At 66.2% G+C, this 26,462-nt stretch carries 18 protein-coding genes; 2 read left to right on the top strand and 16 right to left on the bottom strand.

Annotated elements, in window-relative coordinates; genetic code table 11:
- Nucleotides 1-46: 46 nt before the first annotated feature.
- Nucleotides 47-1,891: an aminopeptidase P family protein gene (locus tag WHZ77_RS08290; RefSeq protein WP_375313230.1), complete on the top strand. Its 1,845-nt coding sequence runs from the start codon at nucleotides 47-49 to the stop codon at nucleotides 1,889-1,891.
- A gap of 186 nt (nucleotides 1,892-2,077) precedes the next feature.
- A complete protein-coding gene (locus tag WHZ77_RS08285) occupies nucleotides 2,078-3,352 on the top strand; it encodes a multidrug effflux MFS transporter (protein WP_375313229.1) in 1,275 nt (424 codons plus the stop codon).
- A 177-nt stretch (nucleotides 3,353-3,529) separates the two neighbouring features.
- Here WHZ77_RS08285 and ligA read toward each other — a convergent pair whose 3' ends face one another.
- The 16 genes from ligA to WHZ77_RS08205 form a co-directional block, all read right to left on the bottom strand.
- Nucleotides 3,530-5,677 (bottom strand): NAD-dependent DNA ligase LigA, encoded by a 2,148-nt coding sequence (gene ligA, locus WHZ77_RS08280; protein ID WP_375313228.1) that lies wholly within the window; start codon nucleotides 5,675-5,677, stop codon nucleotides 3,530-3,532.
- A gap of 155 nt (nucleotides 5,678-5,832) precedes the next feature.
- On the bottom strand, nucleotides 5,833-7,503 hold the full coding sequence (gene recN / locus WHZ77_RS08275; RefSeq protein WP_375313227.1) for a DNA repair protein RecN: 1,671 nt from the start codon (nucleotides 7,501-7,503) through the stop codon (nucleotides 5,833-5,835).
- Nucleotides 7,504-7,516: 13 nt separating this feature from the next.
- The gene (locus WHZ77_RS08270; protein WP_375313226.1) at nucleotides 7,517-8,407 is read right to left on the bottom strand and encodes an outer membrane protein assembly factor BamD; all 891 of its coding nucleotides are present in this window, start codon (nucleotides 8,405-8,407) and stop codon (nucleotides 7,517-7,519) included.
- Nucleotides 8,408-8,664: 257 nt separating this feature from the next.
- Nucleotides 8,665-9,627 carry a UDP-3-O-acyl-N-acetylglucosamine deacetylase gene (gene lpxC, locus WHZ77_RS08265; protein ID WP_143841312.1) on the bottom strand — a complete coding sequence of 321 codons (963 nt, stop codon included), beginning with the start codon at nucleotides 9,625-9,627 and terminating at the stop codon, nucleotides 8,665-8,667.
- 364 nt (nucleotides 9,628-9,991) lie between these two features.
- A complete protein-coding gene (gene ftsZ, locus WHZ77_RS08260) occupies nucleotides 9,992-11,785 on the bottom strand; it encodes a cell division protein FtsZ (protein ID WP_375313225.1) in 1,794 nt (597 codons plus the stop codon).
- Between the two features lie 87 nt (nucleotides 11,786-11,872).
- Nucleotides 11,873-13,195 (bottom strand): cell division protein FtsA, encoded by a 1,323-nt coding sequence (ftsA, locus tag WHZ77_RS08255; protein WP_151648435.1) that lies wholly within the window; start codon nucleotides 13,193-13,195, stop codon nucleotides 11,873-11,875.
- Entirely contained in the window at nucleotides 13,192-14,226 is a 1,035-nt protein-coding gene (locus tag WHZ77_RS08250; protein ID WP_375313224.1) for a cell division protein FtsQ/DivIB, read from the bottom strand. Before WHZ77_RS08250 ends, ftsA begins: the two co-directional genes overlap by 4 nt.
- Before the next feature lie 349 nt (nucleotides 14,227-14,575).
- A complete protein-coding gene (locus WHZ77_RS08245) occupies nucleotides 14,576-15,562 on the bottom strand; it encodes a D-alanine--D-alanine ligase (protein WP_375313223.1) in 987 nt (328 codons plus the stop codon).
- A gap of 132 nt (nucleotides 15,563-15,694) precedes the next feature.
- Complete coding sequence (gene murB, locus WHZ77_RS08240) at nucleotides 15,695-16,615, bottom strand: UDP-N-acetylmuramate dehydrogenase (RefSeq protein WP_375313222.1); 921 nt, start codon at nucleotides 16,613-16,615, stop codon at nucleotides 15,695-15,697.
- A 193-nt stretch (nucleotides 16,616-16,808) separates the two neighbouring features.
- On the bottom strand, nucleotides 16,809-18,212 hold the full coding sequence (gene murC, locus WHZ77_RS08235) for a UDP-N-acetylmuramate--L-alanine ligase (RefSeq protein ID WP_375313221.1): 1,404 nt from the start codon (nucleotides 18,210-18,212) through the stop codon (nucleotides 16,809-16,811).
- A 124-nt stretch (nucleotides 18,213-18,336) separates the two neighbouring features.
- Entirely contained in the window at nucleotides 18,337-19,437 is a 1,101-nt protein-coding gene (gene murG, locus WHZ77_RS08230) for an undecaprenyldiphospho-muramoylpentapeptide beta-N-acetylglucosaminyltransferase (RefSeq protein ID WP_375313220.1), read from the bottom strand.
- A gap of 111 nt (nucleotides 19,438-19,548) precedes the next feature.
- Nucleotides 19,549-20,700, bottom strand: coding sequence for a putative lipid II flippase FtsW (ftsW, locus tag WHZ77_RS08225; protein WP_375313219.1), 1,152 nt, complete (start codon nucleotides 20,698-20,700; stop codon nucleotides 19,549-19,551).
- Between the two features lie 203 nt (nucleotides 20,701-20,903).
- Nucleotides 20,904-22,304 carry a UDP-N-acetylmuramoyl-L-alanine--D-glutamate ligase gene (murD, locus tag WHZ77_RS08220; RefSeq protein ID WP_375313218.1) on the bottom strand — a complete coding sequence of 467 codons (1,401 nt, stop codon included), beginning with the start codon at nucleotides 22,302-22,304 and terminating at the stop codon, nucleotides 20,904-20,906.
- A 10-nt stretch (nucleotides 22,305-22,314) separates the two neighbouring features.
- Nucleotides 22,315-23,418 carry a phospho-N-acetylmuramoyl-pentapeptide-transferase gene (gene mraY / locus WHZ77_RS08215; protein WP_375313217.1) on the bottom strand — a complete coding sequence of 368 codons (1,104 nt, stop codon included), beginning with the start codon at nucleotides 23,416-23,418 and terminating at the stop codon, nucleotides 22,315-22,317.
- A 167-nt stretch (nucleotides 23,419-23,585) separates the two neighbouring features.
- Entirely contained in the window at nucleotides 23,586-24,965 is a 1,380-nt protein-coding gene (murF, locus tag WHZ77_RS08210; RefSeq protein ID WP_375313216.1) for a UDP-N-acetylmuramoyl-tripeptide--D-alanyl-D-alanine ligase, read from the bottom strand.
- On the bottom strand, nucleotides 24,962-26,434 hold the full coding sequence (locus WHZ77_RS08205) for a UDP-N-acetylmuramoyl-L-alanyl-D-glutamate--2,6-diaminopimelate ligase (protein WP_375313215.1): 1,473 nt from the start codon (nucleotides 26,432-26,434) through the stop codon (nucleotides 24,962-24,964). The genes murF and WHZ77_RS08205 overlap by 4 nt, the downstream gene beginning before the upstream one ends.
- Nucleotides 26,435-26,462 lie beyond the last annotated feature (28 nt).

Genomic DNA, 26,462 nt, shown 5'->3' with positions numbered 1-26,462 from the left:
CGTCTACATTGCGGACTGATCCCCATGATCCTAGACTGAGCCCATCATGTTCGAAGCGCACTTCCAGACTTTCGAGGAGCCCGAGGCCGGCGTCGCGCTGACGGCGCGCCTGGCCGCGCTCCGCGAAGAACTCGCCCGCCGCAAGCTGACCGGCTTCGTCATTCCGCGCGCCGACCAGCAGCAGAACGAATATGTGCCGCCCTCGGAAGAGCGGCTGGCCTGGCTGACGGGTTTTACGGGCTCGGCGGGATTGGCGGTGGTGCTGATCCATGAAGCCGCGGTCTTCGTCGACGGCCGCTATACGATTCAGGCCGCCAAGCAGGTGGATGCAAGGGCCTGGGCGGTAGAATCGCTGATCGATCCGCCGCCGGAAAGCTGGGTCACGGCGCACCTGAAGGCCGGCGACCGCCTCGGATTTGATCCATGGCTGCACACTTTTGCGGCAGCCGAGCGCCTGTCCACCGCCTGCGCCAAGGCCGGCGCCGAACTGGTCGCGGTCGACAGCAATCCGGTCGACGCGATCTGGCAGGACCGGCCGCAGCCGCCGCTCGCCCCCGTCGCCGTGCATAGCCTGCAAAATGCCGGCCTCGCCGAGGCCGAGAAACTCACGCAGATCAGAGGCGAAATCGCCAGGCTCGGTGTCGATGCGCTGGTGCTGTCCGATAGCCATGCCGTGGCCTGGACCTTCAACATCCGCGGCGCCGACGTCGCGCACACGCCGCTGCCGCTGTCCTACGCGCTGGTGCCCAAGGACGGCCGTCCCACCATCTTCATCGACCACCGCAAGCTTTCGAACCTGACGCGCGATCACCTCGAACAATCCGCCGACGTGCGCGAGCCTGATGCGATGGCGCCGACGCTGATGGCGCTGGCCAAGAGCGGCGCGGCGATCGCGCTCGACAATGCCACCGCGGCCGACGCACTCAGCCGGCTGATCGCGGGCGCCGGCGGCAAGCCGGTACGCGGCAGCGATCCGATTGCGCTGCTCAAGGCCGTGAAGAACGCGACCGAGATCAAGGGCACGCAGACGGCGCACCGGCGCGACGCGATCGCGCTGGCGCGTTTCCTCGCCTTCATCGACAAAGAGGCGGCAAGCGGCAAGCTCACCGAGATCGACGCGGTCGAGGCGCTGGAGACATTCCGCCGCGACACCGGCGCACTGAAGGACGTGTCGTTCCCGACCATCTCCGGCACCGGCCCGAATGGCGCCATCGTGCACTACCGCGTCACCCGCAAAAGCAACCGGCGGATCGTGCCCGGCGATTTGCTGTTGATCGATTCCGGCGCGCAGTATGAAGACGGAACCACCGACGTCACCCGCACCATGGCCGTGGGCGAACCCACGGCCGAGATGCGCGACCGTTTCACCCGCGTGCTGCGCGGCCATATCGCGATCGCGCGCGCAATCTTCCCCGACGGCACCACCGGCGCGCAGCTCGACACGCTGGCGCGACAATATCTGTGGGCCGCCGGCGTCGATTTCGAGCACGGCACCGGCCACGGCGTCGGCAGCTATCTCTCGGTGCACGAGGGGCCGGCGCGGATCTCGAAGCTCGGCACCACGCCGCTGAAGCGCGGCATGATCCTCTCCAACGAGCCCGGCTATTACAAGACCGATGGTTTCGGCATCCGCATCGAGAACCTCGAGCTGGTGGTTGAAGCCGAGATCAAGGGCGCCGAGAAGCCGATGAACGCGTTCGAGACGCTGACGCTGGCGCCGATTGACCGCCGGCTGATCGATGTCGCGATGCTGGGCAAGGACGAACTCGACTGGCTGAACGCCTACCACGCCCGCGTGCGGGCGGAGGTGCGGCCGGCGCTGGACGACGAGACCAGGGCCTGGCTCGATCAGGCCACGGCGGAGCTGAAGGCCTCGACGGTGCCTGCATAGTGCTACGCGGTTAGCGCAAGGCTGCATGACCACCACAGCTGTCATGCGGCGCGACACGCCCAATCGGTCGCCATCACGCTACAATTATAACCGTCCCGGAATCCGTATAGCCGCATTCCGAAACGCCGATATCCGTCTTGCCCGAGCAGGCTACAGTCCGATTCGGATTTTGACGAACGGATACGCATGCACGGCATGATCAGCAAACCGCCGGAAACGGCGAAAAACATCGCGACCTCGCGCGTGGTGTTGCTGCTGCTGGTCGTCATGACCGGCATCGCGCCGATCTCGCTCTACATGCTGGTTCCGGCGCTGCCGGTGCTGGCGACGAATTTCGGCAGCGACATCTCGATCGCGCAGATGACCGTGTCGCTCTACATGGTCGGCATCGCGCTCTCGCAGCTGATCATGGGGCCTCTGTCGGACAGGTTCGGGCGGCGCCCGGTGCTGCTGGGCGGCCTCGCACTGATGGTGGCAGCCAGCGTCGGCTGCATCTTCGCGCAAACTCTGCCGCAACTGATCGCCGCCCGCTTCTTTCAGGCACTGGGCGGCGCCGCCGGCATGGTGGTGAGCCGCGCGATCATCCGCGACATCTACGAGCGCGACCGCGTCGCCTCGATGATCAGCCTCGTGGTCGCCGCGCTGATGATCGGGCAGATGGTCTCCCCGCTCACCGGCGGCCTGATCGAGACCGCATTCGGCTGGCGCGCGATCTTCTACGCCATCACCATCGCCGCGATCATCGTCGCCATCGGCATCGCGGTCGCGCTGCCGGAGACGCGCCGCACCCGCGCGGCCGGCAGCGGCTTTCGCGGCGACGTCGGCATGCTGATCCGCAACCGCGCCTTCGTCGGCTATGTGATGTGCCAGGTGCTGGCCTCGCAAATCATCTTCACCTTTGCCGGCGGCGGTCCCTACATCGTGGTGACGCAGATGGGGCGGACCAGCGCCGAATACGGCGCCTGGTTCGCGACGACAGGTTTCGCCTACCTCGTCGGCAATCTGCTCTGCGTGCGCTTTGCGCCGCGGCACTCGCTCGAGAAGCTGATCTGGCTCGGGCTCGGCCTGCAGCTCTGCGGCAGCCTGTTGAACCTGCTCTGGAGCTTTACGGGGTGGAACGAGGCGCCGGCCTGGCTGTTCGGCACGCAGATGATCGTGATGGCCGGCAATGCCTTCGTGATGGCGAACTCCGCCGCCGGCGCCATCAGCATCCGCCCCGAAGCCGCCGGCACCGCGTCAGGCGCGATGGGCTTTCTCCAGCAGGGCATCGGCGCGCTGATGTCGCAATTCGGCGCCTATCTCGGCGGCCACTCCGCCACCACGCTGCCGCTCACGTCCGCCGTGCTGGCGATCTCGCTACTCTGCGCCTGCATGATGATCTTCGTCGTGCCGCGGCGGGAGGTCGTGGTAAGCGAGGAACTGATCGAACAGGCGGAAGAGGAAGAGGGCGGGATGATGTAGGGGGCACGCCGGCCGTCGCCACACCCTCGGTGTCATCCCCCGCCTTATGCGCACTTGCGCACTGGGGCGGGGGATCCAGTACGCCGCGGCTTCTCCGTATCTTCGCACTGTCTCTGGAATACTGGATTCCCCGCCTTCGCGGGGAATGACAGAGCCAGACGTATCAGTTCGTAGCCCTCACTCCCCGATCAGCGTCAGCCACTCGTCCTCGGTCAACACCTTGACGCCGTGCTTGTTGGCCTCAGCGAGCTTCGAACCTGCACCAGGTCCTGCGACGACGAGATCGGTCTTCTTCGACACCGAGCCCGAGACCTTCGCGCCGAGCCGCTCCGCGGTCGCCTTGGCCTCGTCGCGCGTCATCTTTTCCAGCGAGCCCGTGAATACCACGGTCTTGCCGGCGACGGCCGAGTTGCTCTTCGGCTTCTCGGCGTCGACGATCTCGACCTCCCCAGTCAGCCGCTCGACGATGCCGCGGTTGTGGCTCTCGCCGAAATAGTCCGCGATGCTCTTGATCACGGTGTCGCCGATCTGGTCGAGCGCGTCCATCTCCGCCATCGCCTCCTCGTCGCCCTTGGCGACCTTGAGGCAGGCGTCGTGGAAGGCATTCCAGGAGCCGTAGCCACGCGCCAGCGCCAGCGCCGTGGTCTCGCCGACATGGCGCATGCCGAGCGCGTAGATGAAGCGCTCCAGCGCGATCCTGCGGCGGCTCTCGATGGCGCCGAACAGGTTGCGCACCGAGGTTTCGCCGTAGCCCTCGATCTCCTCGAGCTTGAGCTTCGAATTGCGCTTCTCCAGCGTGAAGATGTCGGCGGGCTCCTTGACCCATCCTTCGTCGAAGAAATACTGCAGCTGCTTCTCGCCGAGACCGTCGATGTCGAAGGCGCGCCGCGACACGAACAGCTTGAGATGCTCGATCTTCTGATAGGGGCAGGCGAACTCGCCGGTACAGCGGGCGCGGGATTCTTCCTCGCCGGCGGCCGTCTCCCCGCGCACGACGTCGGTGTGCAGCGGGCACGGGCACTTCTTCGGGAAGTGATATTCCCTGGCGCTCTTCGGCCGCTTGTCGAGGACGACGTCGACGATTTGCGGAATGACGTCGCCGGCGCGCTGGATCACGACGGTGTCGCCGATCCGGATGTCGCGGCCCTCGCGTAACACCTCGCCCTTGTTGCCGACGCCCTTGATGTAGTCCTCGTTGTGCAGCGTGACGTTCTGCACGATCACGCCGCCGACGCCGATCGGCTCGAGCTTGCCGACCGGCGTGAACGAGCCGGTGCGGCCGACCTGGATCTCGATGTCGCGCAGCACCGTCATGGCGCGCTCGGCCGGGAATTTGTGCGCGATCGCCCAGCGCGGCGTGCGCGAGACGAAGCCGAGCCGCTCCTGCCAGTCGATGCGGTCGACCTTGTAGACGACGCCGTCGATGTCGTAGTCGAGCTCGGCGCGCTCTTCCTCGATGCTCTGATGGAACGCGATCAGCTCCTCGACCGAGTGGCACAGCTTCGTCAGCGGATTGGTCCTGAAGCCGCAGCGCTCGAACCAGTGGATCATGCCGCTCTGGGTTTCCTCGGGCATCACGCTCATCTCGCCCCAGGCGTAGGCGAAGAAGCCGAGCGGGCGCGAGGCGGTGATGGTCGGATCTTTCTGCCGCAAGGAGCCCGCGGCCGAATTCCGCGGATTGGCGAAGATGGTGTCGCCGGCCGCCTTTTGCCGCTCGTTCAGTGCGAGGAACGCCTTCTTGGTCATGTAGACCTCGCCGCGCACCTCGCAGACATCGGGGACGTTGCGTCCCTTCAGCTTCTGCGGCACATCCTCGAGCGTGCGAATGTTGGCGGTGACGTCCTCGCCCTCCGAACCGTCGCCGCGCGTCGCCGCGGTGACGAGCTCGCCGCCCTCGTAGCGCAGCGACATCGAGAGGCCGTCGATCTTCGGCTCCGCGGAGAAATCGATCTTGTCGTCGTCGAGCTTCAGGAAGCGCACGATGCGCCCGACGAAGTCGCGCACGTCCTCCTCGGCAAAGGCATTGTCGAGCGACAGCATGGGAACGGAATGCCGCACCTTCCTGAAACGCCCCGACGGCGCCGCGCCGACCTTCTGCGAGGGTGATTCCGCGCTGACGAATTCCGGAAAGCGCTTTTCGATCGCGTTGAAGCGCTGGCGCAACGCATCGTATTCCGCGTCGGTGACGGTGGGCGCGTCCTCCTGATAATAGCGTTCGTTGTGGCCCTCGATCTCGAGCGCCAACCGCATATGCTCGACCTTGGCTTGCGCCTTGGTGAGGTCGGCGACATCACGGAGCGGTTTGGATTTTGCTGCTCTTGCCATGGTGCTTGGATACGACGGAGCGGGCGGGAGGGTAAAGACGTATGGAAATCTCGTGCCCCGGACGCAGCGCAACGCGGAGCGGTGCGCTGCAGAGCCGGGGCCCATTGGGCGAAAAGTCTGGGTCCCGGCGCGCTTGCGCGTCCGGGACACGAAATCTAGCTCGCCGCCTTGAGCAACCGGTCCGCGGCTGCCCTCGCCTCGGCGGTGATTTCGGCGCCGGCGAGCATGCGGGCGATCTCTTCGCGGCGGTGGTCGGCGGCCAGTGTGTTGACGCGGGTGGCGACGCGCTTGCCCTTGTCCAGGGCGTCCTTCGAGATCAGCAGGTGCTGGTCGGCACGGGCGGCAACCTGCGGGGCATGGGTGACGGCCATCACCTGCACCTTGCCGGCAAGCCGCGCCAGCCGTGCGCCGATGGCATCCGCGACCGCGCCGCCGACGCCGGTGTCGATTTCGTCGAAGACGAGCGTCGGCGCCGAGCCGCGGTCGGACAACACGACCTTGAGCGCCAGCAGGAAGCGCGAGAGTTCGCCGCCGGAGGCGACCTTCATCATCGGACCCGGCTTGGTGCCCGGATTGGTCTGCACCCAGAACTCGACGCGGTCGAAACCCTGCGGGCCCGGCGCCGCCTCGTCGGTCGCAACCTGGGTCATGAACTTGGCGCGTTCGAGCTTGAGCGGCGCGAGTTCGGCGTTGACGGCCTTGTTGAGCTTCTCGGCCGACTTCTGCCGCGCCATTGACAGCTTCCTGGCGGCAGCCGCGTAACGGCTATCTGCCTCGATCGCGGCCTGCTCCAGCTTCTTCAAGCGCGAGGCGCCGGCGTCGATCAGCACGACATCGGCTGCGTATTTGGCGGCAAGCGCGGCGAGCCCGTCGACCGGCGTTGAATATTTGCGCGAGGCCGCGCGCAGCGCGAACAGCCGCTCCTCGATGCGCTCGAGCTCGGAAGGATCGAAATCGGTCGCGGCGAGCGCGGCCTGGAGATGCTGGTCGGCTTCCTCCAATGCGTTGATCGCGATGTCGATCGCCTTCACTGCGGGCTCGACCAGCGCGGGCGAGTTGACACCGCGGCGCTCCAGCCGGCGTACGGCGGCCGCGAGGGCCGCAACCGGCGAGTTGTGGCCGCCGACGACCTCCTGCGCCTCGCGCAGATCGGAGGCGATCTTCTCGCCCTGCATCATGGTGGTTCGGCGGGACGCCAGCGAGGTTTCCTCGCCATCCTTGGGCGCGAGCTGCTTCAGCTCGTCGGAGGCGTGGCGCAGATAGTCCGCCTCGCGGGCGGCGCGCTCCATGCCGGCGCGATGCTCCTCCAGCGCGGTGTTGGCGGTGCGGCGCGCATCCCAGAGCGATTCGACGGCCGCGACATCCTTTTCGAGCCCGGCGAAGGCATCGAGCAGGCGGCGGTGGGTGGCGGCATCGACCAGCGCGCGCTCGTCATGCTGGCCGTGGATCTCGACCAGGGCGGTGCCGACCGCCTTCAGCGTCTGCACGCTGATCGACTGGTCGTTGATGAAGGCGCGGGTGCGGCCGTCGGCGAGCTGCACCCGGCGGAGAATCATCTCACCGGTGTCATCCAGGCCGTTCTCGGCCAGAATCTTCGTCGCGGGGTGATTCTTGGGGATATCGAACACGGCAGTGACCTGCCCCTGCTCCGCGCCGTGGCGCACGAGGCCGGCGTCGCCGCGGCCGCCGAGCGCCAGCGCAAAGGCATCGAGCAGGATGGATTTGCCCGCACCGGTCTCGCCGGTCAAAACCGCAAGTCCGGTGGCGAATTCGATATCGAGCCGTTCGATCAGGACGATGTCACGGATCGACAGACGCGCCAGCATGGAATCAAATTTCCTAGCCGAGACCAATCTTCTTGAAGGTCCGGCTTATCCAGGACCCCTGATTCTCGCTCGGTTCGAGACCGCCGGATTTTACAAGATTATAGGCGTCCTTGTACCAGCGGCTGTCAGGAAAATTGTGCCCAAGCACGGCGGCCGCTGTCTGCGCCTCGCCGACGATGCCGATCGCCATATAGGCCTCGGTCAGCCGGAACAGCGCTTCCTCGACGTGGCGGGTGGTCTGGTACTGTGTCACGACGGCCTTGTAGCGGTTGATCGCCGCCGTGTAGTCGCGCTTCTGCATGTAGTAGCGGCCGACGTTCATTTCCTTGCCGGCGAGCTGGTCGCGCGCGCCTTCGATCTTGGCCTTGGCCGAGGTCGCATATTCGGACGTCGGATATTTGCGCACCACCTCTTCAAGCGCGGCGATCGCTTTCTCGGTGCGGGCCTGGTCGCGGCTGATGTCCGGGATCTGGTCGTAATGCGAGGCGGCGATCAGGTATTGCGCATAGGCCGCGTCCGGGCTCCCGGGATGCAGCGTGACGTAGCGGGTGGCGGCGCCGATGCAGCCGTCATAATCGCCGCCCTGGTAGGACGCATAGGCCGACATCAGCAGCGATTTGCGGGCCCAGTCGGAATAAGGATGCTGGCGGTCGACCTCTTCGAACTTCTTGTTCGCCGCCTTCATGTCCTTCTTCTCGTTCATGAGGTACAGGCCCTCATTGTAGATCTTGTCGGCGGGCTCCTCGACGAAGGTGTCGTCCTTGGCAGTGAACTTGTCCCAGAGCGAGCCGGTGCCGCAGCCGGCCAGCGGCAGCGCGAGCACGACAAAGATGGCGGCCTGAAGCAGCCCACGGGCTCGCGAGGAGACCGAGAGATATCCGCGCGTCATACGCTGTGCCGACATGAGTTTAAGCCCTGACGCCCTGTGGTGCGGTGCCCGCCTGCCCATGACCCCGTCATGGGCGCGAAATGTGACCGTGGTGCCTGCCATGCGACCACGCCGCTGTAACCGAAAAACGATCTCTAACCAACCGGATAGGCAGGCATTTCGCCCGGATTAAGGCGAACGCGCCGCAATCCTAGCCGATCATCGTTACCAGGAGTTTCCCGGGGTAATTCCGCAGCCGTGCCGGGACAGCGGATGCCGGGACAGCAGAGCTGTCAGGACACGTCCGGGCCGTAGGCCGCGGCGATCCGGCCGCCGACGATGCTGCGACCGGTCTCGGCCACGGGACGCGTGGTGCGGCGGGCTGCCTCGCCCTCGACCACCCGCCAGGCGGTACGATCGGCGAGCAGCGCGGTCAGCACAGCATGGTTGAGCTTGTGGCCGCCACGGCGCGAGCGGTAGGCGCCAAGTAGCGGCAGGCCGGCCAGCGCGAGGTCGCCGATCACGTCCAGCACCTTGTGGCGAACGCATTCGTCGGCGTAGCGCAGACCTTCGGTGTTGAGCAGCCGCTCGTCGTCGAACACGACGGTGTTGTCGAAGGAGGCTCCGAGGGCGTAACCCGCGCTCCACAGCCGCGCGACGTCGCACATCAGGCCAAAAGTCCGGGCGCGGCCGACTTCGCGGCGGAAGCGTTCCGGGCTCAGATCGATATCGTAGCTCTGCTGGCCGATGACGGGATTGGTGAAGTCGATCTCGACCTCGGCGCGGAACCCATTGGCATAAGGCCGGATCTCGCCGAAGGAGTCGCCGATCTTGACCGAGACCGGCTTCAAAACCTGAATGAAACGGCGCTGCGCCGGCTGGTTGACGATGCCGGCCTGGTCGATCGCCGCGACAAAGGCCGCGGCGCTGCCGTCCATGATCGGCACTTCCGGACCGTCGATCTCGATGGTGGCGTTGTCGACGCCCATGCCACGCAGCGCAGCGAGCACATGCTCGGCGGTGGACACCAGCGGACCGCTGCGATCACCGAGGACGGTGGCAAAATCGGTCGCGATCACCTGATCGGCGGTCGCCTGGACTTCGCGGTCACTTCCCTCAAGGCCCGTGCGGACAAAAATAAAACCTGCGTCGACAGGTGCAGGTCCCAGCGTGAGGGTGACGGGAAGACCGGAATGAACGCCGACGCCGGCCACGGTGGCTTGCGCACGAAGCGTTGTTTGCCGGCTAAATTTCATCAGGAACCCGCCCCACTACGACCCACTGCGACTTATACTAGAGCCGGCTGATCGATCGAGATCGACCGTCCGAATCTCCGTATCCCCAAGTCACGGCAAACCATAATCACTGCCTCAAACAGCGCCAACTCACGCTTTTTTACTGATTGTTACCCCAAACCTGCCGTATTCGCGCCAAGGCTTAACCAAATTGCGCCGAGTTTTGAGACCGTTATCAGCAGCTTTAGTGAACCACCGAACAAGTAATTAATGATTTAAAATCAGTTGCTTGAGCGCGCAGCCCGGTTGTGAAGATGACAAAAAGGAAAGGTCCCGGCAAGCTTCCCGCCGGGACCTTTTTTTGTCTGCCTTATTGTAACAATCCTCAGGTCGCCTGACGCCGCAGGAAGGCCGGGATATCAAGATGGTCGTCGCCCTGTGGCGCCGGCGCAACAGGCGCCGGGCGGCCATGCATGTCCAGGCCCTGCGGCGCGGGCCGGCGAGCATACTCTGATACCGGCTCGGTGGCCGCGATTTGCTGCGCCACGCTCTTCTGCGGCCGGCGATCGGGCAGCGGCGGCATCGCGGGACCGGCGGTGCGGGCGGCGATCGGCGCCTCGCTCTCCTCGTCGCGGCGGCCGAGGCCGACATTGGCGAGGCGCTGGAGCAGCGACAGGCGGCTCTTCTGCGGGGTCTCTTCTTCAACCTCGCCGCGGGCCTGACGAAGCTCGGCCTGGGCCGGCATCGGCAGTTCCTCGATCCGCGGCATCCGCGGCGTACGCATCGGCGCACGCTCGGCCTGCGGCGGAATGAAGGTTTCCGGCGTCATCGGCTCATGCATGGCCATCGGCGCCTGCTCGGGCTCCGGGAACAGCGTCGGCTTCTGCGCAATCGGGCGCACGGTGACGTCGCCATAGGTCTGCATCGGCGCGGGCGCCTGCGGAACGTCCGCAACCGCGGCGGCGATCGCCGCGAGCGCCGCACGCTCGACATTCGGACGCGGCGCGACAGGCGCGGACGTGGCGGCGGGGATTTGACCTTCCAGCCTCTGGGCACGCTCGGCCAGCCGCTGGTTGTCGGCGCGGAGCCGCGCGGTCAGGTCGGCAAGACGGCTCTCGGCGGCAACCGCCGGAGCTGCGGGAGCCTGCTGCACCTGCGGCGCCGCCGCGTTCGCAACCGGAGCGCTGGTGGCCTGGCTGTTGCGGGCGATCGCGGCCTGCTCGATGCCGGTGGCAACGACCGAGACGCGGATCAGGCCGTCGAGCGCTTCGTCGAAGGTTGCGCCGACGATGATGTTGGCGTCCTGGTCGACTTCCTCGCGGATGCGGGTCGCGGCTTCGTCGACCTCGAACAGCGTGAGGTCCTTGCCGCCGGTAATGGAGATGAGGAGGCCCTTGGCGCCCTTCATCGAGCTGTCGTCGATCAGCGGGTTGGCGATCGCAGCTTCAGCGGCGGTCAGCGCGCGCTTGTCGCCGGACGCTTCTCCCGTCCCCATCATCGCCTTGCCCATTTCCTTCATCACCGCTCTCACGTCGGCGAAGTCGAGGTTGATCAGGCCTTCCTTGACCATCAGGTCGGTGATGCAGGCAACGCCCGAGTAGAGCACCTGGTCGGCCATCGCGAAGGCGTCGGCGAAGGTGGTCTTCTCGTTGGCGACCCGGAACAGGTTCTGGTTCGGGATGATCAGGAGCGTATCGACGACCTTGTGGAGTTCGTTGATGCCGGCTTCCGCGGTGCGCATGCGGCGACCGCCTTCGAAATGGAACGGCTTGGTCACGACACCGACGGTGAGGATGCCCATCTCGCGCGCGATCTTGGCGATGACGGGAGCAGCACCCGTGCCGGTGCCGCCGCCCATGCCCGCGGTGACGAACACCATGTTGGCGCCGGAGAGATGGTCGCGGAGCTCATCCATCACCTCTTCGGCCGCGGCCGCGCCGACGACCGGCTGCGAGCCTGCGCCCAGGCCCTGCGTTGCAGCCGTGCCCATCTGCACGATGCGCTGCGCCTTCGACATCGTCAGCGCCTGCGCGTCGGTGTTGGCGACCACGAAGTCGACGCCCTGGAGGCCCGCCGTGATCATGTTGTTGACGGCGTTGCCACCGGCGCCGCCGACGCCGAACACGGTGATCCGGGGCTTCAGTTCGTGAATATCAGGAACATTGATGCTGATGGTCATGTTTGCCTCTCGATCACGCGCGCGTGGGTTCGCCCCGGCCGGCGGCCGCGGGAGTTGATGAAAGTCGGGAATTGCGGAAATCGGTCATCAGAAGCCCTCGCGTAGCCATCGTCCGACCTTTCCGAAATAACCGCCGGTCCCTGTCCTGACCTGCTGCCGCGTATGCCGCGGTTCGACATGTTCCTGGTGAACATATTGCGGGTAGACGAGGAGTCCGGCCGGCACCGCGAACGCGGCGTTCTTCGCCTCGTTGGGCAGCCGGCCGAAACCGAGCGGACGTCCGACCCGCACGGGCCGGCCGAGAATCTGCGTGCCGAGTTCGACGAGGCCGGTGAGCTGGGAGGCGCCGCCCGAGAGCACGACGCGGCCGTTCGGCTCTGAGGCGAAGGGCGAATCCTTCAGCTTGTCCCGAACCATTTCGAAGACTTCCTCGGCACGGTGCTTGACGATGTTGGCGATGGTCGCGCGGGAGACGATCTGCGGCAGATCCTGCTCGTCACCGGCTGTCGGTACAGACATCAGCTCACGCGAGTCCGATCCGCCGGTGATGACGGTCCCATATAACGTCTTGATTCGCTCGGCATCGGCAATGGTCGCCGAGAGTCCGCGCGCGAGATCCATCGTGATGTGTTGCCCGCCGACCGCAAACCCCGCCGCGTGCACGAAACGGCCGCCGGCATAGACCGCGATGGTGGTGGTGCCCGCGCCCATCTCGACGACGGCGGCGCCGAGATCGGCCTCGTCGTCGGTCAACACCGACAGGCCGGCCACATAGGGGCTCGCCGCCATGGCTTCGACGTTGATGTGGCAGCGTTCCACCGCCAGCATCAGATTCCGCGCCACGGTGGCGTCGCAGGTGACGACATTCATGTCGACGCCGAACTGGTGGGCGACCATGCCGCGGGGATCGCGGATGCCCTTGACGCCATCGAGCGTGTAGCCGACCGGCAGCGCGTGCAGCACGGTGCGGCCTTCGCCGGTGGCGTGGCGCATGCCGGTGGAGGTGACGCGGCTGACGTCGGCCGGCGTCACGGCGCCGCCGCGGATGTCGGCCGCGGCTTCGACCAACTGGCCGGAGAGCCGGCCACCGGACACCGACAGCAGCACGGAATCGACCCGCACCTTGGCCATTTTCTCAGCAAGACCAACGGCCTGGCGGACCCCCTGCTCGCATTCGGCAAGATCCACCACCGCGCCGGCCTTCATGCCGCGCGACTGGATCTGGCTGTAGCCGATCAGTTCCACCGCATGGGTGCGGCCGCGCAACGCGTCGTTCGGCGCCGACGGCTTCAGCCGCGCGATCATGCAGGCGATCTTGCTGGTACCGATGTCGAGACAGGCGACGAGGCCGCCGCGCTTGTGCGGCATCTGGCGTGTCTTCGGCGTCTGGGTGCGATCAAGACCGGTCATGCAGCGTCCCCGGCCTTTTTCTTCTTCTTGTCCTTGAACATATCTTCGCGCGCCTTGGCGGCGTCGTCGGACAGCTGCACCACCAGGCGATCCGGCAGGCGCATGTCGACGGCGACGATGTCGCGCGAGAACAGCCTGTCCTCCTTGTCGAGCCTGGACAGCATCGCGAGCGCGTTGCCGACGTCCTGCTCGGGCAGGCGGATGTCGAGACCGTCCTTGAGCCTCAGGTTCCAGCGCCGCTCGCCGACCAAGATGGCGGCCTTGGTCACCGAATTGACCTGCGGATAGCGCGCCAGCAGCGCCAGGAAATCGCGCGCCTGCGTGTCGGCTCCCTTGCCGACCACGAGCGGCAGCGACAGGAACCGGCGCGACACATAGGGTTCGAGCACGGCGCCGTCATCGGCGATGACGGAGAGCCGGCCGGCCTCCTGCCACAGCGCAAACGCCTGACGCTCGGTGATGTCGATCATCAGCCGGCCCGGATAGAGCTTCAGCACGGTCGCATCCGCGATCCAGGGATTGGCCTTGAGCTTGTCGCGCACGGCGTCGGCGTCGAGGAACAGCAGCGAGGAACGGCCGCTGACGCCGCCGACCGCGAGGATCTCGTCCTGGCTGAGCTGCTTGCGGCCGTTGATCACGACGGAGGTGATGCGGAAGCCCGCGGAATTGGCCATCGCGTTGCGGGCATCGCTGACCGCCGTGATGAAATCCTGGAGATGACCGCCCTTGACGATGCCGAAGCCGCAGCTTCCCAGCAGCAGCAGCACGGTCATGGTGATCCCGACCCGGCGCGGCGCATAGCGTTCGACCAGCGCGACCAGCCGCGGCGGCGACTCGCGCTCGACCACGGGCCTGGCTTTGGTGCTGGATTTGGTCCTGGACCTGCTCTTGGCTTGGGCGGCAGCGCGGTCACGCTTCTCCTGCACCCACTCGCGCAGAAGCACGACCGCTCCGATAGCGGCCGCCTTCAGGTCAGCTTGGGGCCTCAGCGATCTGAAAAACGACCGGGTGAGGCTTCCTGCTCCATCCATTGCACGAGCTCGTCAACAGTTTCCCCGCGACACCGCGCGGATCCTGGCGAACATGACGTCTCGAACTTGCCGGGCCGGGTACTGGTCTTCAGCAGATGAAGCCTCTCCCGTTCAAAGCGTTCGCTGGAGGTGACATCACCCGAAACAGCTCACGCGCCGGCAGCCAAAACGCCATATGCGCCGCCAGCGTTAACCTTCGGATGTCCTGGTAAACAAAAGGTAAAGTTCGTTAACGCGGGATGCTTTTTGCCGAGGCCAGTGAGGTATTTATGCCGCGATGTCCGGCATTTTACCGGCATTTGGTTCCAAATCGGGCGATTTCGCCCATTTCGCCGTTAACCAGTCCTAATTATTTCCGCACGCCCCGCTCGGCGAGTTCGACCAGGCCGCCCAGGAAGTCGACGAATTCGATGCCCGCGGCTTTCAGCGCCTTGGGGTAGAGCGACGACTTGGTCAGCCCGGGCAACGTGTTGGTCTCGAGATAGACCAGCCCCTTGTCCGAGACGATGAAGTCCGAGCGGGAATAGCCGGTGCAGGACATCGCGCGATGCGCCAGCATCGCCTGCTCCTTGAGCGCGGCGGCGATCTCGGGGGCGAAACGGCCGGGGCAGATCTCCTGGGTCGACTTCAAGAGATATTTTGCGGCGTAGTCGAAACTGCCCTCGCCCGGAATAATCTCGATCGGCGGCAGCGAGATGATCGACCCATCGGGGCGCTCCAGCACGCCGCAGGTCGCCTCGACGCCGGCGATGTAGGGCTCGATCACATAGTCTTCGTGCTTGGCCGCATTGCGGACGGCGACGAGGTCCTGCCTGGCGTTGACGAAGATCAGTCCGTAGCTCGAGCCGTCGCGTGCCGGCTTTGCGATCAGCCGGCCATATTCGGCGAAGGCCTCGTCGATCTCGTCCAGCGCGACGTTTGCCGGCGGGGTCACGCCGCCGAGCGCGGCGAAACGCTTGGCCGCGACTTTGTCGAAGGCAAGATGCGAGGAGGCCGAGCCCGAGCCGGTGAAGGGTACGCCGCGCGTCTCGCACATCACCTGCAATTCGCCGTTCTCCGCCCGTCCACCATGCAGGCCGAGCACCAGCACGCGGCCTTCGGCCCTGGCCTGGTCGAGCGCCTGCGCCAGCGGAATGCCTGATGTGCCCGGCTTGAACTCGTCCTCGAAGGGGCGGGCATGGTCGAGCAGCTGCTTCGACTGCACCACATGCACCTTGTCCTCGACGTCCCACCACCACAGATCGGCCTCGGGCAGCGCCTGATGCAGAGCCTGGGCCGAGGCGACCGAAACCAGACGTTCGCGGTTGGTGCCGCCAAAGAGGATGGTGATGCGCATGTTCATAGTCCGCAATCTCTCTCATTCGTCATTCCGGGGCGCGACGAAGTCGCGAGCCCGGAATCTATTTCACCACCGTCTCCGCGGCCCAATGGATTCCGGGCTCTCGCTTCGCGAGCCCCGGAATGACACTTACGCGGAAACCCCGATCCGCTTGATTTCCCAGTGTAGCTCAATTCCGGAATTTGCCTTCACCCGTTCGCGCACGGCCTCGCCGAGCGTCTCGATGTCGTGCGCCGTGGCGTCGCCCGTGTTGATGAGGAAATTGCAGTGCATCTCGGAGACCTGCGCGCCGCCGACGCGCAGGCCGCGGCAGCCGGCGGCGTCGACCAGCTTCCAGGCGGAATGGCCCGGCGGATTCTTGAAGGTCGAGCCGCCGGTCCTTTCACGGATCGGCTGCGCGGTCTCGCGATGGGCCTGCACCTCCGCCATGCGCGCGCGGATCGTCTCGGCATCCCTGATCTCGCCACGAAAGCGCGCGGACGTGAAGATGATCGAGGGATCGACGCCGCTGTTACGGTAGACGAACTTCATGTCGGCGTTGGAGAAGATATGCGTCGTGCCGTCACGCCCGACGCCTCGCGCCTCGATCAGCACATCCCTGGTCTCGCCGCCATTGGCACCGGCATTCATGCGCAGCGCGCCGCCGATGGTGCCGGGAATGCCGAAATAGAATTCGAGCCCGCCGATATTGGCGGATGCGGCGACTTCCGCCACGCGCTTGTCGAGCGCGGCAGCGCCCGCAGTGACGACCTCGCCGCTCGCGCTCGCCTCGCCAAAGGCGCGCGGCGCGAGACGGATCACCACGCCCGCAATGCCGCCGTCGCGCACGATCAGGTTGGAGCCGACGCCGACGACATGAACGGGGATGTCGTGCGCAAGGTGTGCGAGGAAATAGGCGAGATCGTCCTCGTCCGCGGGCGTGAACAGCACCTGCGCGGGGCCACCGACGCGAAACCAGGTCAGCTCGGCGAGCGACTGGTTCGCCAGCAGCCGGCCGCGGAGATCAGGCATCGCGGCTTTGAGCGAGGGTGTGATGTCCGGGAAGGTCATGCGGAGACGCTCGCATCGCGTGATGGAGCCGCAATCTCTCCGTTCCCTCCCCCCTTGTGGGGGAGCGTCAGGGAGGGGGGTAGCCCCAAGCGAGATCTGAGTGTGCGGCTACCCCTCTCCCCCGCCCTCCCCCACAAGGGGGGAGGGAGCGCCGTGTGCCGTGGGGCTGTCAGTGAGACTCTCATGAGAGCACTCACCCCAGCGCCTTCAGTTCACCCGGCAAGGCATAGGCCCACTGTGTGATATTACCTGCACCGAGACACACGACGAGGTCGCCGGACTTCGCAATGCCCTTGACGATACCCGCGAGCTCCGACGCTGCCGGCAGCGGCACCACCTCGCGGTGGCCGTGGGCGCGCAGGCCCGCGACGAAATGATCGCGGTCGACGCCGTCGATCGGCGTTTCGCCGGCGGCATAGACGTCGGCGACAACAACCGCATCGGCGTCGTTGAAGCAGGTGCAGAATTCCTCGAACAGCGATTGCAGGCGGGTGTAACGATGCGGCTGCACCACGGCGATGATCTTGCCGTTGGTGGATTCGCGTGCCGCCTTCAGCACCGCCGCGATCTCGACGGGGTGATGGCCGTAATCGTCGATCACGGTGACGCCGTTCCACTCGCCGGTCTTGGTAAAGCGGCGCTTGACGCCGCCGAAACCGGCGATCGCCTTGCGGATCGCCTCGTCGGAGACCCCGAGCTCGCGCGCCACCGCGATCGCCGCCGTCGCGTTGGAGGCGTTGTGACGGCCCGGCATCGGCAGCATCAGATCAGGAATCTCGTGCACGGCGCCGGTCTTGCGATCGCGGAACGTGACCTTGAACTTGGAGCCGCCACCCATCGGGGTGAGATCGACCAGCCGCACATCGGCCTGTGGATTCTCGCCGTAGGTGATGATGCGGCGATCCTCGATCTTGCCGACGAGGCTCTGCACCACGGGATGATCGATGCACATCACGGCAAAGCCGTAGAACGGCAGGTTCTCGACGAAAAGGCGGAAGGCGTCCTGCACGGCCTCGAAGGTCTTGAAGTGGTCGAGATGTTCGGGGTCGACATTGGTGACGATCGCGACATCGGTCGGCAGCTTGAGGAACGTGCCATCGCTCTCGTCGGCCTCGACCACCATCCAGTCACCGGCGCCGAGGCGAGCGTTCGAGCCATAGGCGTTGATGATGCCGCCGTTGATGACGGTGGGATCGAGGTCGCCGGCATCGAGCAGCGTTGCGACCATCGTGGTCGTCGTGGTCTTGCCGTGCGTGCCGGCGATCGCGACACAGCTCTTCAGCCTCATCAGCTCGGCCAGCATCTCGGCGCGGCGCACCACGGGGATGCGCCGTTCACGCGCCGCCATCAGTTCCGGATTGTCGCGCTTGATCGCGGAGGACACCACGACGACCTCGGCACCGTCAACATTCTCGGCCTTGTGGCCGACCGAGACCTTGGCGCCCGCCTTGCGCAGACGGTCGAGATTGTAATTGTCGGAGGCGTCCGAGCCCTGCACGGCATAGCCGAGATTGACCAGCACCTCGGCGATGCCGCTCATGCCGATCCCGCCGATCCCGACGAAGTGGATGGGTCCGATCTCGCGCGGCAGTCTCATGCTCTGTTCCCTGACCTCGCCGCCTTGTGCAGGCGGCATCTGGCGAAGGTCACGGCCAAATCAGCCGCGCGCCTTTCCTACTGGATGCCCCGCTTTGGAAGGCCAAGACAAGGGCTTTTTCGCGTCAGATTCCCGCGACTTTGACCACCAGATCGGCCAGCCGCTCGGCGGCATCGAGCCGGCCTGCCCCTTTCGCCGCGGCAGCCATGGCCGCGAAGCGTGCCGGCTCGGCGGCAAAACCGGAGATCTCGGCGGCGAGACGGTCGGAGGTGAACTCGGTCTGCGGAATGCGAATGGCGCCGTCGACCTTGGCCAGCACGCCGGCATTGGCGAACTGGTCCTGGTCGATCGCACCCGGCAACGGCACCAGGATCGAGGGCCGGCCGATTGCGGCAAGTTCGGCGACCGTGCCGGCGCCGGAGCGCGACACCACCAGATGGTTGGACGCGAGCCGCGCCGGCAGATCGGTGAAGAACGGCGCGAGCTCGGCATTGATCTTGAGCTTGTCGTAGACCGCGCGCACGCGGGTCATGTCCTCGTCGCGGACCTGCTGGGTGAGGACGAGGCGGCTCCACAACGATGACTCGAGCCGTTCGATGGCGCCCGGTACGATGTCGGCCATGATGCGCGCGCCCTGGCTGCCGCCGACGACGAGCAGGCGCAGCGGGCCATTCACTTCGGGTGCCGCATACGGCACCGCCGCCGCGGCGAGGACTGCCGGGCGCATCGGCGTGCCGACCGTCGTCGTCTTGCCTAATAGTGCGGGATCGCGATCGAGCACGCCGGGCAACGATGTCGCGATGGCGCGGACGCGTCTCGACAGAAACCGGTTGGCGCGGCCGAGCACGGCGTTGGCGTCATGGATGATGCTGGGCACGCCAGCGAATTTTGCCGCGACCAGCGGCGGCAGTGTCGGATAGCCGCCGAAGCCGACGACGGCCGCGGGCTTCAATCGCTTGATTAGGTTGTAAGCGGACAGCGTGCCGGTGGCGAGCGTGAGGCCGGCATAAGCGATCTGCAACGGATTGCGACCGCGCGCGGTCTCGCTCGCGACAACATCGATCATGTCCTTCGTGAACAGCCCGCTATAGCGCAGTGCGCGCTCATCCGTGACGAGGCGGACGCGAAAGCCGCGCCGGATCAATTCGACGCCGAGCGCCTCGGCCGGAAACAGATGGCCGCCGGTGCCGCCCGCGGCGAGGAGAATCAAGGGGGAGGTGTCCATAAGTGCCCTTTTACAGGGCCTCCGCCGTCATTGCGAGCGCAGCGAAGCAATCCAGACTGTCCCCGCGGAGGGAATTCTGGATTGCTTCGCTACGCTCGCAATGACGAAAAGTTACGCGTAGCTGCGCATGGCCTCGGCGTGGCCGCTGGCCTCGACTTCGGTGCGCGGGCGCAGCCGCGTCAGGGCCAACATCATGCCGACGCCATAGGCCAGCGACACGATCGAGGAGCCGCCATAGGAGATGAACGGCAGCGTCATGCCCTTGGCCGGAATGAGCTGGAGGTTGACCGACATGTTGATGGCGGCCTGCACCCCGAACAGGATCGCAAGACCGGACGCGGCGAAGCGCGAGAACATGTCCTCATTGGCATAGGCGCGCGACAGCGTGCGCAGGACGACGAAGGCGAACAGCGCCAGCATGGCGAGGCACAGGATGATGCCGAACTCTTCGGCGGCGACCGCGAACACGAAATCGGTGTGGCTGTCCGGCAGGCTGCGTTTTGCAATTCCCTCGCCCGGTCCGAGCCCGAACCAGCCGCCGTTGTAGAAGGCCTCCATCGCCGTATCGACCTGGAAGGTGTCGCCGGAGGCCGGATTCATGAAGCGCTTGATGCGGCCCGCAACGTGCGGGACGAACAGATAGGCGCTGAACAGACCGGCGGCGCCGAGGCCGGCGAGCCCGAACACCCAGATCATGCGCATGCCCGCGATGAAGAACAGCGAACCCCACACCATCAGGATCAGCATGGTCTGGCCGAAATCTGGCTCCATCACCAGCAGCGAGACCAGCATCAACAGCAGCACCAGCGCCATCGAGGTCGCCGGCATCTCCGGCCGCCTGGTCGATTCCGCGAACAGCCAGGCGGCGATCACGACGAACGATGGCTTTGCGATCTCGGAGGCCTGGATGTTGAGGCCGAGCAGCGTGATCCAGCGCCGCGATCCCTTGACTTCAGGGCCGATCGCGAGCGTCAGCACGATCAGGATGATGCTGGCCGCGAAGATGATCAGGGCCGAGCGGCGGATCGCCCGCGGTGACAGGAAGGAGACGCCCAGCAGCACCACGAAGGACGGCGCCAGGAACATCACGTGGCGGCTGAAGAAGTGGAAGGGATCGAGCCCGATGCGGGTCGCAACCGGCGGGCTCGCCGCCAGCGACAGGATGACGCCGGTCAGCATCAACACCAGGATCGCGCCGAACAGCGGCTTGTCGACAGTCCACCACCACTCGGAAAAGGGGGTGCGTTCTTCACGGGAGAGCATGGGCGGCCGCTTTCGGACGGAGGTCAGCCCATTGGTCGCCGAGGTTGGTTACCGGGGGGTTAAGGAGATCGATGAACTTGTGGAGAGTCTCTCGTGACCCGGACGCAGCGCGGCGCCCTTGCGGTGCGCTGCAGAGCCGGGGCCCATGCTCGCGGCGTTCCGGGTCCCGGCTCGCGCTACGCGCGTCCGGGGCATGAGAGGCCCTACACCACCGGCTTCACGCCCGGCAGCGCCTGCACCAGTTCGCGGAACCTGGTGCCGCGGATCTCGAAGTTGCGGTACTGGTCGAAGGAGGCGCAGGCGGGCGACAGCAGCACGACCACATCCGTGAGACCGGATGCTTCCGCATCGCGCGCAGCATGCTCCACCGCAACGTCGAGCGTCTGGCTGATCTCGTGCGCGACTTGCGCGCCCAGCGTACCTGAAAACTCCTGTGCGGCTTCGCCGATCAAATAGGCTTTGCGGATGCGCGGGAAGAAGCTCGTGAGGCTGGTGATGCCGCCCGCCTTCGGCTTGCCGCCGGCGATCCAGAAGATGTCGCCGAAGGACGACAGCGCATGCGCGGTGGCGTCGGCGTTGGTGCCCTTGGAGTCGTTGACGAACAGCACGTTGGCGCGGCGGCCAACCTGCTCCATGCGGTGGGCCAGGCCCGGAAAGCTGCGCAGGCCGTTCTGAAGCACATCGAGACTGATGCCCATCGCGAGCGCGGCGGCCGCGGCGCAGGCCGCGTTTTGCGCATTGTGCAGGCCGCGCAGCGAGCCGATGCCGCCGAGCTTGGCGACCTCGCTCCGTGCGCCGCTGGCGGTGCGCACGATGGTGTCGTGCTCGACATGGATGCCGGAGGCCAGAGGATTCTTCACGGAGATGCGCACGACGTTCTTACCCAAGCGGTCGAGCCGGTCGGCGATGTCGCGGCAATAGCCGTCGTCGACGCCGACGATCGCGGTGCCGCCGGCCTGCACGCCCGCGACAAGCCGCTCCTTCACCGCGGCGTAGTGGGCGATGGTGCCGTGACGGTCGATATGGTCTTCGCTGACGTTCAGCAAAATGCCGACGGAGGGATCGAGCGAGGGCGTGAGGTCGATCTGGTAGGACGACATCTCGATGACGTGGACACGACCCATCCGCGGCGGCTCCAGCGACAGGATCGCGGTGCCGATATTGCCGCCCATCTGGGTGTCGTAACCCGCGACCTCGGTGAGATGCGCGATCAGCGCCGTCGTGGTCGACTTGCCGTTGGTGCCGGTGATGGCGACGAACGGCGCATCCGGCGCATGACGGCGTCGCTCGCGGCAGAACAGCTCGATGTCGCCGATCACCTCGACACCGGCCTCGCGCGCCTTCAGCGCGCTCCAGTGCGGCACCGGGTGGGTCAGCGGCACGCCCGGCGCGAGCACGAGGGCTGCGAAATTCGCCCAGGAGACGTTGCGCAGATCCGCCGTGATGAAACCGGCCTGCGCGGCCTTGGCGACGTTCTCGGCATTGTCGTCGGCTGCGATCACCTCGGCGCCGCCCGCCTTCAGCGCGTGGCAGGAGGCGAGCCCCGAGCCGCCGAGACCGAACACCGCGACCGTCTTGCCGGCGAAGGAGGTGATGGGGATCATGGCGTGACCGTCAACGCAGCTTCAGGGTGGAGAGGCCGGCGAGCGCCAGCATCACCGAGATGATCCAGAAGCGGATCACGATCTGCGGCTCGGTCCAGCCAAGCTGCTCGAAATGATGATGGATCGGCGCCATGCGGAAGATGCGCTTGCCCGTGAGCTTGAACGACACCACCTGCACGATGACGGAAACCGCCTCCAGCACGAACAGGCCACCGATCACCGCGAGCACGATCTCGTGCTTCACCGCGACCGCGATCGCCCCCAGCATGCCGCCGAGCGCAAGCGAGCCGGTGTCGCCCATGAAGATCGAGGCCGGCGGCGCATTGAACCAGAGGAAGCCGAGGCCGGCGCCCAATAGCGCGCCGCAGAGCACCGCGAGCTCGCCGGTGCCGGCGACGTATTTGATCTGGAGATAGTCGGCGAACACCGCGTTGCCGGCCAGATAGGCGATCATCGCAAAGCTCGCGGTCGCGATCATCACCGGCACGATGGCGAGGCCGTCGAGACCGTCGGTGAGGTTCACGGCGTTGCCCGCGCCGACGATGACGAAGGCGCCGAACACGACGAAGAACCAGCCGAAATGCAGCACCGTATCCTTCAGGAAGGGGATCGTCAGCGCGGTCGAGGCGGGATCGCGGTTCAGCCGCACCAGCGCATAGCAGGCCACCAGCGCGATCGCCGCCTCGATCAGCAGGCGAAGCTTGCTGCCGAACCCGGTCGTGGTCTGCTTGGTCACCTTGAGATAATCGTCATAGAAGCCGACGAAGCCGAAGCCGAGCGTCACCGCCAGCACGATCCAGACATAGGGGTTGAGCGGATTGGCCCACAGCACCGTGCCGACCGTGAGGCCGGACAGGATCATCAGCCCGCCCATGGTGGGCGTGCCTTTCTTGGCGAGATGCGATTGCGGACCGTCGGCCCGGATCGGTTGCCCCTTGCCCTGGCGGAGGCGCAGATGGTCGATGATCCAGGGCCCGAACAGGAACACGAACAGCGCCCCGGTGACGACGGCGCCGCCGGTGCGGAAGGTGATGTAGCGGAAGACGTTCAGGAAGGTGCGAACGGCACCGAAGCCCGGAAATGTATTGGAAAGCTCGATCAGCCAGTAAAACATTCAGACGGTCCTATGGCGCCTTTGCACGCGGCCTTGGCCTTGATCTTGGCCTTGTCACCGCGCCTCACGCGCATTCGCGGGTCTTCATCATGGGGTCGGGCGACCCTTGGAAAACGGACGGCTTCGCGCCGCAAGGAGGGATTCGGGAACAGCGCCTTCCAAGCAGTTTACGCCTTTGTCTGCAAGGCGGCCACCAGCCCCGGCACAAACTTGTTGACCCAGAACATCTTCTTGCTGCCCTTGACAACCACGACATCGCCCGCCTTCAGCAGATTTGCCACCTCGGCCGGCTTCAGCGTCGCGGGATCGTCGTGCCAGCCGAGGCCCTTGCCCGCCGGCAGGACGTCGTAGAGATGACGCATCAGGGGGCCGACGCAGTAGACGCCGTCGATGCCATCGAGATGGCTGGCGAGGCCGGTGTGATAGCTTGGCGCGTCATCGCCCAGTTCCAGCATGTCGCCGAGCACCGCAATGCGGCGGCCGCCGGTGACGCTGCGCGCCTGCAGGCTCTGCAGCGCAGCCGCCACGCTGGCCGGGTTGCCGTTGAAGCTGTCGTCGATCACGGTGACGCCGCCGACCGCCTGTTCGACGCCGCGGCCGGTCATGATGCCGACCCGGTCGAGCTTGATCGCCAGCGTCGATGCGTCGAGGTTCGCGGCGCGGATCGAGGCGAGCGCGGCCAGCGCATTCTGGACCCGGTGCGGCGCGCCCGGCGTCAGGCTGAAGGCGATCTCCTTCTTGCCGATCATGGCCACGACCTGCCAGCTCTCGCCATGCGGCGCGTGCGCGACCTCATGCACCTCGGCATGCTCGCCGAAGCGCACCACCTTGCCCTTCCATTCGGACGCCTTGAGCCCGGCGGGCAGCACCAGCACGCCGTCCTCGGGGAGGCCGAGCGCGATCGACACCTTCTCGCGACGGATGGCTTCGAGCGAGCCGAGCTTTTCCAGATGCACCGGCTGGACGTTGACGACGAGCGCGACGGTCGGCCGCGTCAATTCGCTGAGCCGCGCGATCTCGCCGATCTGGTTCATCCCCATCTCGACGACCCAGAGGCTGGCGTCGGGCCGCGCATTGCACAGCGTCAGCGGCACGCCCCAGAAATTGTTGAAGCTCGACGGGCTGGCATAGGCGCCCGGATAAGCCGCGAGGAATTCCTTGGTGCTGGTCTTGCCGGCGCTGCCGGTGAGGCCGATCACCGGTCCGTGGAAGCGCACGCGTGCCGCGCTCGCGAGAGCCCAGAGGCCGTCGATCAGCGTGTCCTCGACGACGATCTGCGGAATCCGGATGCCCGCGATCTGATGCGGCACGATCATCGCGACCGCGCCGGAGGCCTCCGCCTTGTCCGCGAATTCCCAGCCGTCACGGGCGCTCGCGAAGGCCGAGATGAAGCCGCCGCTCGGCGTGCCGCTCAGCGCGACGAACAGGCTGCCCGGCTTCACCAGGCGGCTGTCCTGCGTGACGAAATCGATTCCCGTCTCCGGGAATGACCCGGCAACGCCCAGCGCACGCGCCACTTCGGCAACCGTCCATAGTGGCCCGCTCATGCAACCCTCGACGCTAATGCGGCGGCGACCGCCTCGTGATCACTGAAAGGCAGCACCTCGCCGCCCACGATCTGCCCGGTCTCGTGGCCCTTGCCGGCGATGAGCAGCGCATCGCCGTCTTCCAGTTCCTCAATCGCGGTGCGGATCGCGGTCGCGCGGTCGCCGATCTCGCGGGCGCCCTTTGCTGTTGCGAGGATCTCGGCACGAATGACGTCCGGCTTCTCGCTGCGCGGATTGTCGTCGGTGACGATGATTCCGTCGGCGTTCTCCGCCGCGATCTCGCCCATGATCGGACGCTTGCCGGCATCGCGATCGCCACCCGCGCCGAACACCACGACCAGCCGACGGCTGGCATAGGGCCGCAGCGCCTGCAACGCCTTCGCCAGCGCATCGGGCTTGTGCGCATAATCGACAAAGATCGGCGCACCGTTATGTTCGCCAACGCGCTCGAGCCGCCCCTTGGCGCCTTCGAGATGTTCGAGGCTCGCGAACACGTCGGCCGCATCGCTGCCGGTGCCGATGGCGAGCCCAGCCGACACCAGCGCGTTCTCGATCTGGAATTCGCCGACCAGCGGCAGCCGGATCGCATGTCGTCTGCCGCAATGCTCGAGCGCAAGCACTTGCGAAAAACCTTCGACCGTGGCGCCGCCAAGGCGGATGCCTTCGCCTGCCCCATCGCCATTGCGGCCGACCGCCATCACGCGCAGGCCGCGCGACGTCGCCGCCTCGATCGCCTCCGCCGAGCAATCATGATCGGCCGAGATCACCGCTGCGCCTCCGGGCTGAACCAGCTCGCGGAACAGACGAAGCTTCGCCGCAAGGTAATGCGCGACGGTCGGGTGGTAATCCATGTGGTCGCGCGAGAGGTTGGTGAAGCCGCCGGCCGAGACACGCACGCCGTCGAGACGGTACTGATCGAGCCCGTGCGATGACGCCTCAAACGCAAGATGCGTCACGCCCTCGCGCGCGATCTCGTCGAGCTGCCGGTGCAGTGCGATCGGATCCGGCGTCGTCAGCGAGCCGTAAACCGTGCGCTTCGGCGAGACGAGACCGATGGTGCCGATGCTGGCGGAGGCGTGCCCCAACCGCTCCCAGATCTGGCGCGTGAATGCGGCGACCGAGGTCTTGCCGCTGGTGCCGGTCACCGCGGCAATGGTCGCGGGCTGCGCGGGGAAGAATCTGGCTGCGGCCAGGGCCAGCGCGCGGCGCGGATTGGCGACCTCAATGAACGGCACCTTGCTCGTCGCCGGCCCATGGTCGCCGACCGCCGCCACCGCGCCTGCGGCAATCGCGGCATCGATGAAGCGCGCGCCGTCGGTCTTGCTGCCCGCGAGCGCGAAGAAGAGATCGCCCGGCTTGACCACACGGCTGTCGAGCGCGACGCCGGTCACCTCGAGCGCCGCGACAGCGGGCTCGATTGCGGCATCATTGCCTAGAACGTTCTGACCTATGAGGTCGCGCAGCTTCATGGGCTTCCAGTCGACATGCCATGCCGTG

The organism is Bradyrhizobium sp. A5 (genome assembly GCF_042076515.1).
GTDB lineage: Bacteria > Pseudomonadota > Alphaproteobacteria > Rhizobiales > Xanthobacteraceae > Bradyrhizobium > Bradyrhizobium cosmicum.
Note: the sequence above shows the minus strand (reverse complement) of the source record. Positions and strands in the feature narration are given on the sequence as shown.

Excerpts from the sequence above, each read along its gene's own strand:
- WHZ77_RS08290 (WP_375313230.1), top strand. The coding sequence starts at position 47 with ATGTTCGAAGCGCACTTCCAGACTTTCGAGGAGCCCGAGGCCGGCGTC.
- WHZ77_RS08285 (WP_375313229.1), top strand. The coding sequence starts at position 2,078 with ATGCACGGCATGATCAGCAAACCGCCGGAAACGGCGAAAAACATCGCG.
- ligA (WP_375313228.1), bottom strand. The coding sequence starts at position 5,677 with ATGGCAAGAGCAGCAAAATCCAAACCGCTCCGTGATGTCGCCGACCTC.
- recN (WP_375313227.1), bottom strand. The coding sequence starts at position 7,503 with ATGCTGGCGCGTCTGTCGATCCGTGACATCGTCCTGATCGAACGGCTC.
- WHZ77_RS08270 (WP_375313226.1), bottom strand. The coding sequence starts at position 8,407 with ATGTCGGCACAGCGTATGACGCGCGGATATCTCTCGGTCTCCTCGCGA.
- lpxC (WP_143841312.1), bottom strand. The coding sequence starts at position 9,627 with ATGAAATTTAGCCGGCAAACAACGCTTCGTGCGCAAGCCACCGTGGCC.
- ftsZ (WP_375313225.1), bottom strand. The coding sequence starts at position 11,785 with ATGACCATCAGCATCAATGTTCCTGATATTCACGAACTGAAGCCCCGG.
- ftsA (WP_151648435.1), bottom strand. The coding sequence starts at position 13,195 with ATGACCGGTCTTGATCGCACCCAGACGCCGAAGACACGCCAGATGCCG.
- WHZ77_RS08250 (WP_375313224.1), bottom strand. The coding sequence starts at position 14,226 with ATGGATGGAGCAGGAAGCCTCACCCGGTCGTTTTTCAGATCGCTGAGG.
- WHZ77_RS08245 (WP_375313223.1), bottom strand. The coding sequence starts at position 15,562 with ATGCGCATCACCATCCTCTTTGGCGGCACCAACCGCGAACGTCTGGTT.
- murB (WP_375313222.1), bottom strand. The coding sequence starts at position 16,615 with ATGACCTTCCCGGACATCACACCCTCGCTCAAAGCCGCGATGCCTGAT.
- murC (WP_375313221.1), bottom strand. The coding sequence starts at position 18,212 with ATGAGACTGCCGCGCGAGATCGGACCCATCCACTTCGTCGGGATCGGC.
- murG (WP_375313220.1), bottom strand. The coding sequence starts at position 19,437 with ATGGACACCTCCCCCTTGATTCTCCTCGCCGCGGGCGGCACCGGCGGC.
- ftsW (WP_375313219.1), bottom strand. The coding sequence starts at position 20,700 with ATGCTCTCCCGTGAAGAACGCACCCCCTTTTCCGAGTGGTGGTGGACT.
- murD (WP_375313218.1), bottom strand. The coding sequence starts at position 22,304 with ATGATCCCCATCACCTCCTTCGCCGGCAAGACGGTCGCGGTGTTCGGT.
- mraY (WP_375313217.1), bottom strand. The coding sequence starts at position 23,418 with ATGTTTTACTGGCTGATCGAGCTTTCCAATACATTTCCGGGCTTCGGT.
- murF (WP_375313216.1), bottom strand. The coding sequence starts at position 24,965 with ATGAGCGGGCCACTATGGACGGTTGCCGAAGTGGCGCGTGCGCTGGGC.
- WHZ77_RS08205 (WP_375313215.1), bottom strand. The coding sequence starts at position 26,434 with ATGAAGCTGCGCGACCTCATAGGTCAGAACGTTCTAGGCAATGATGCC.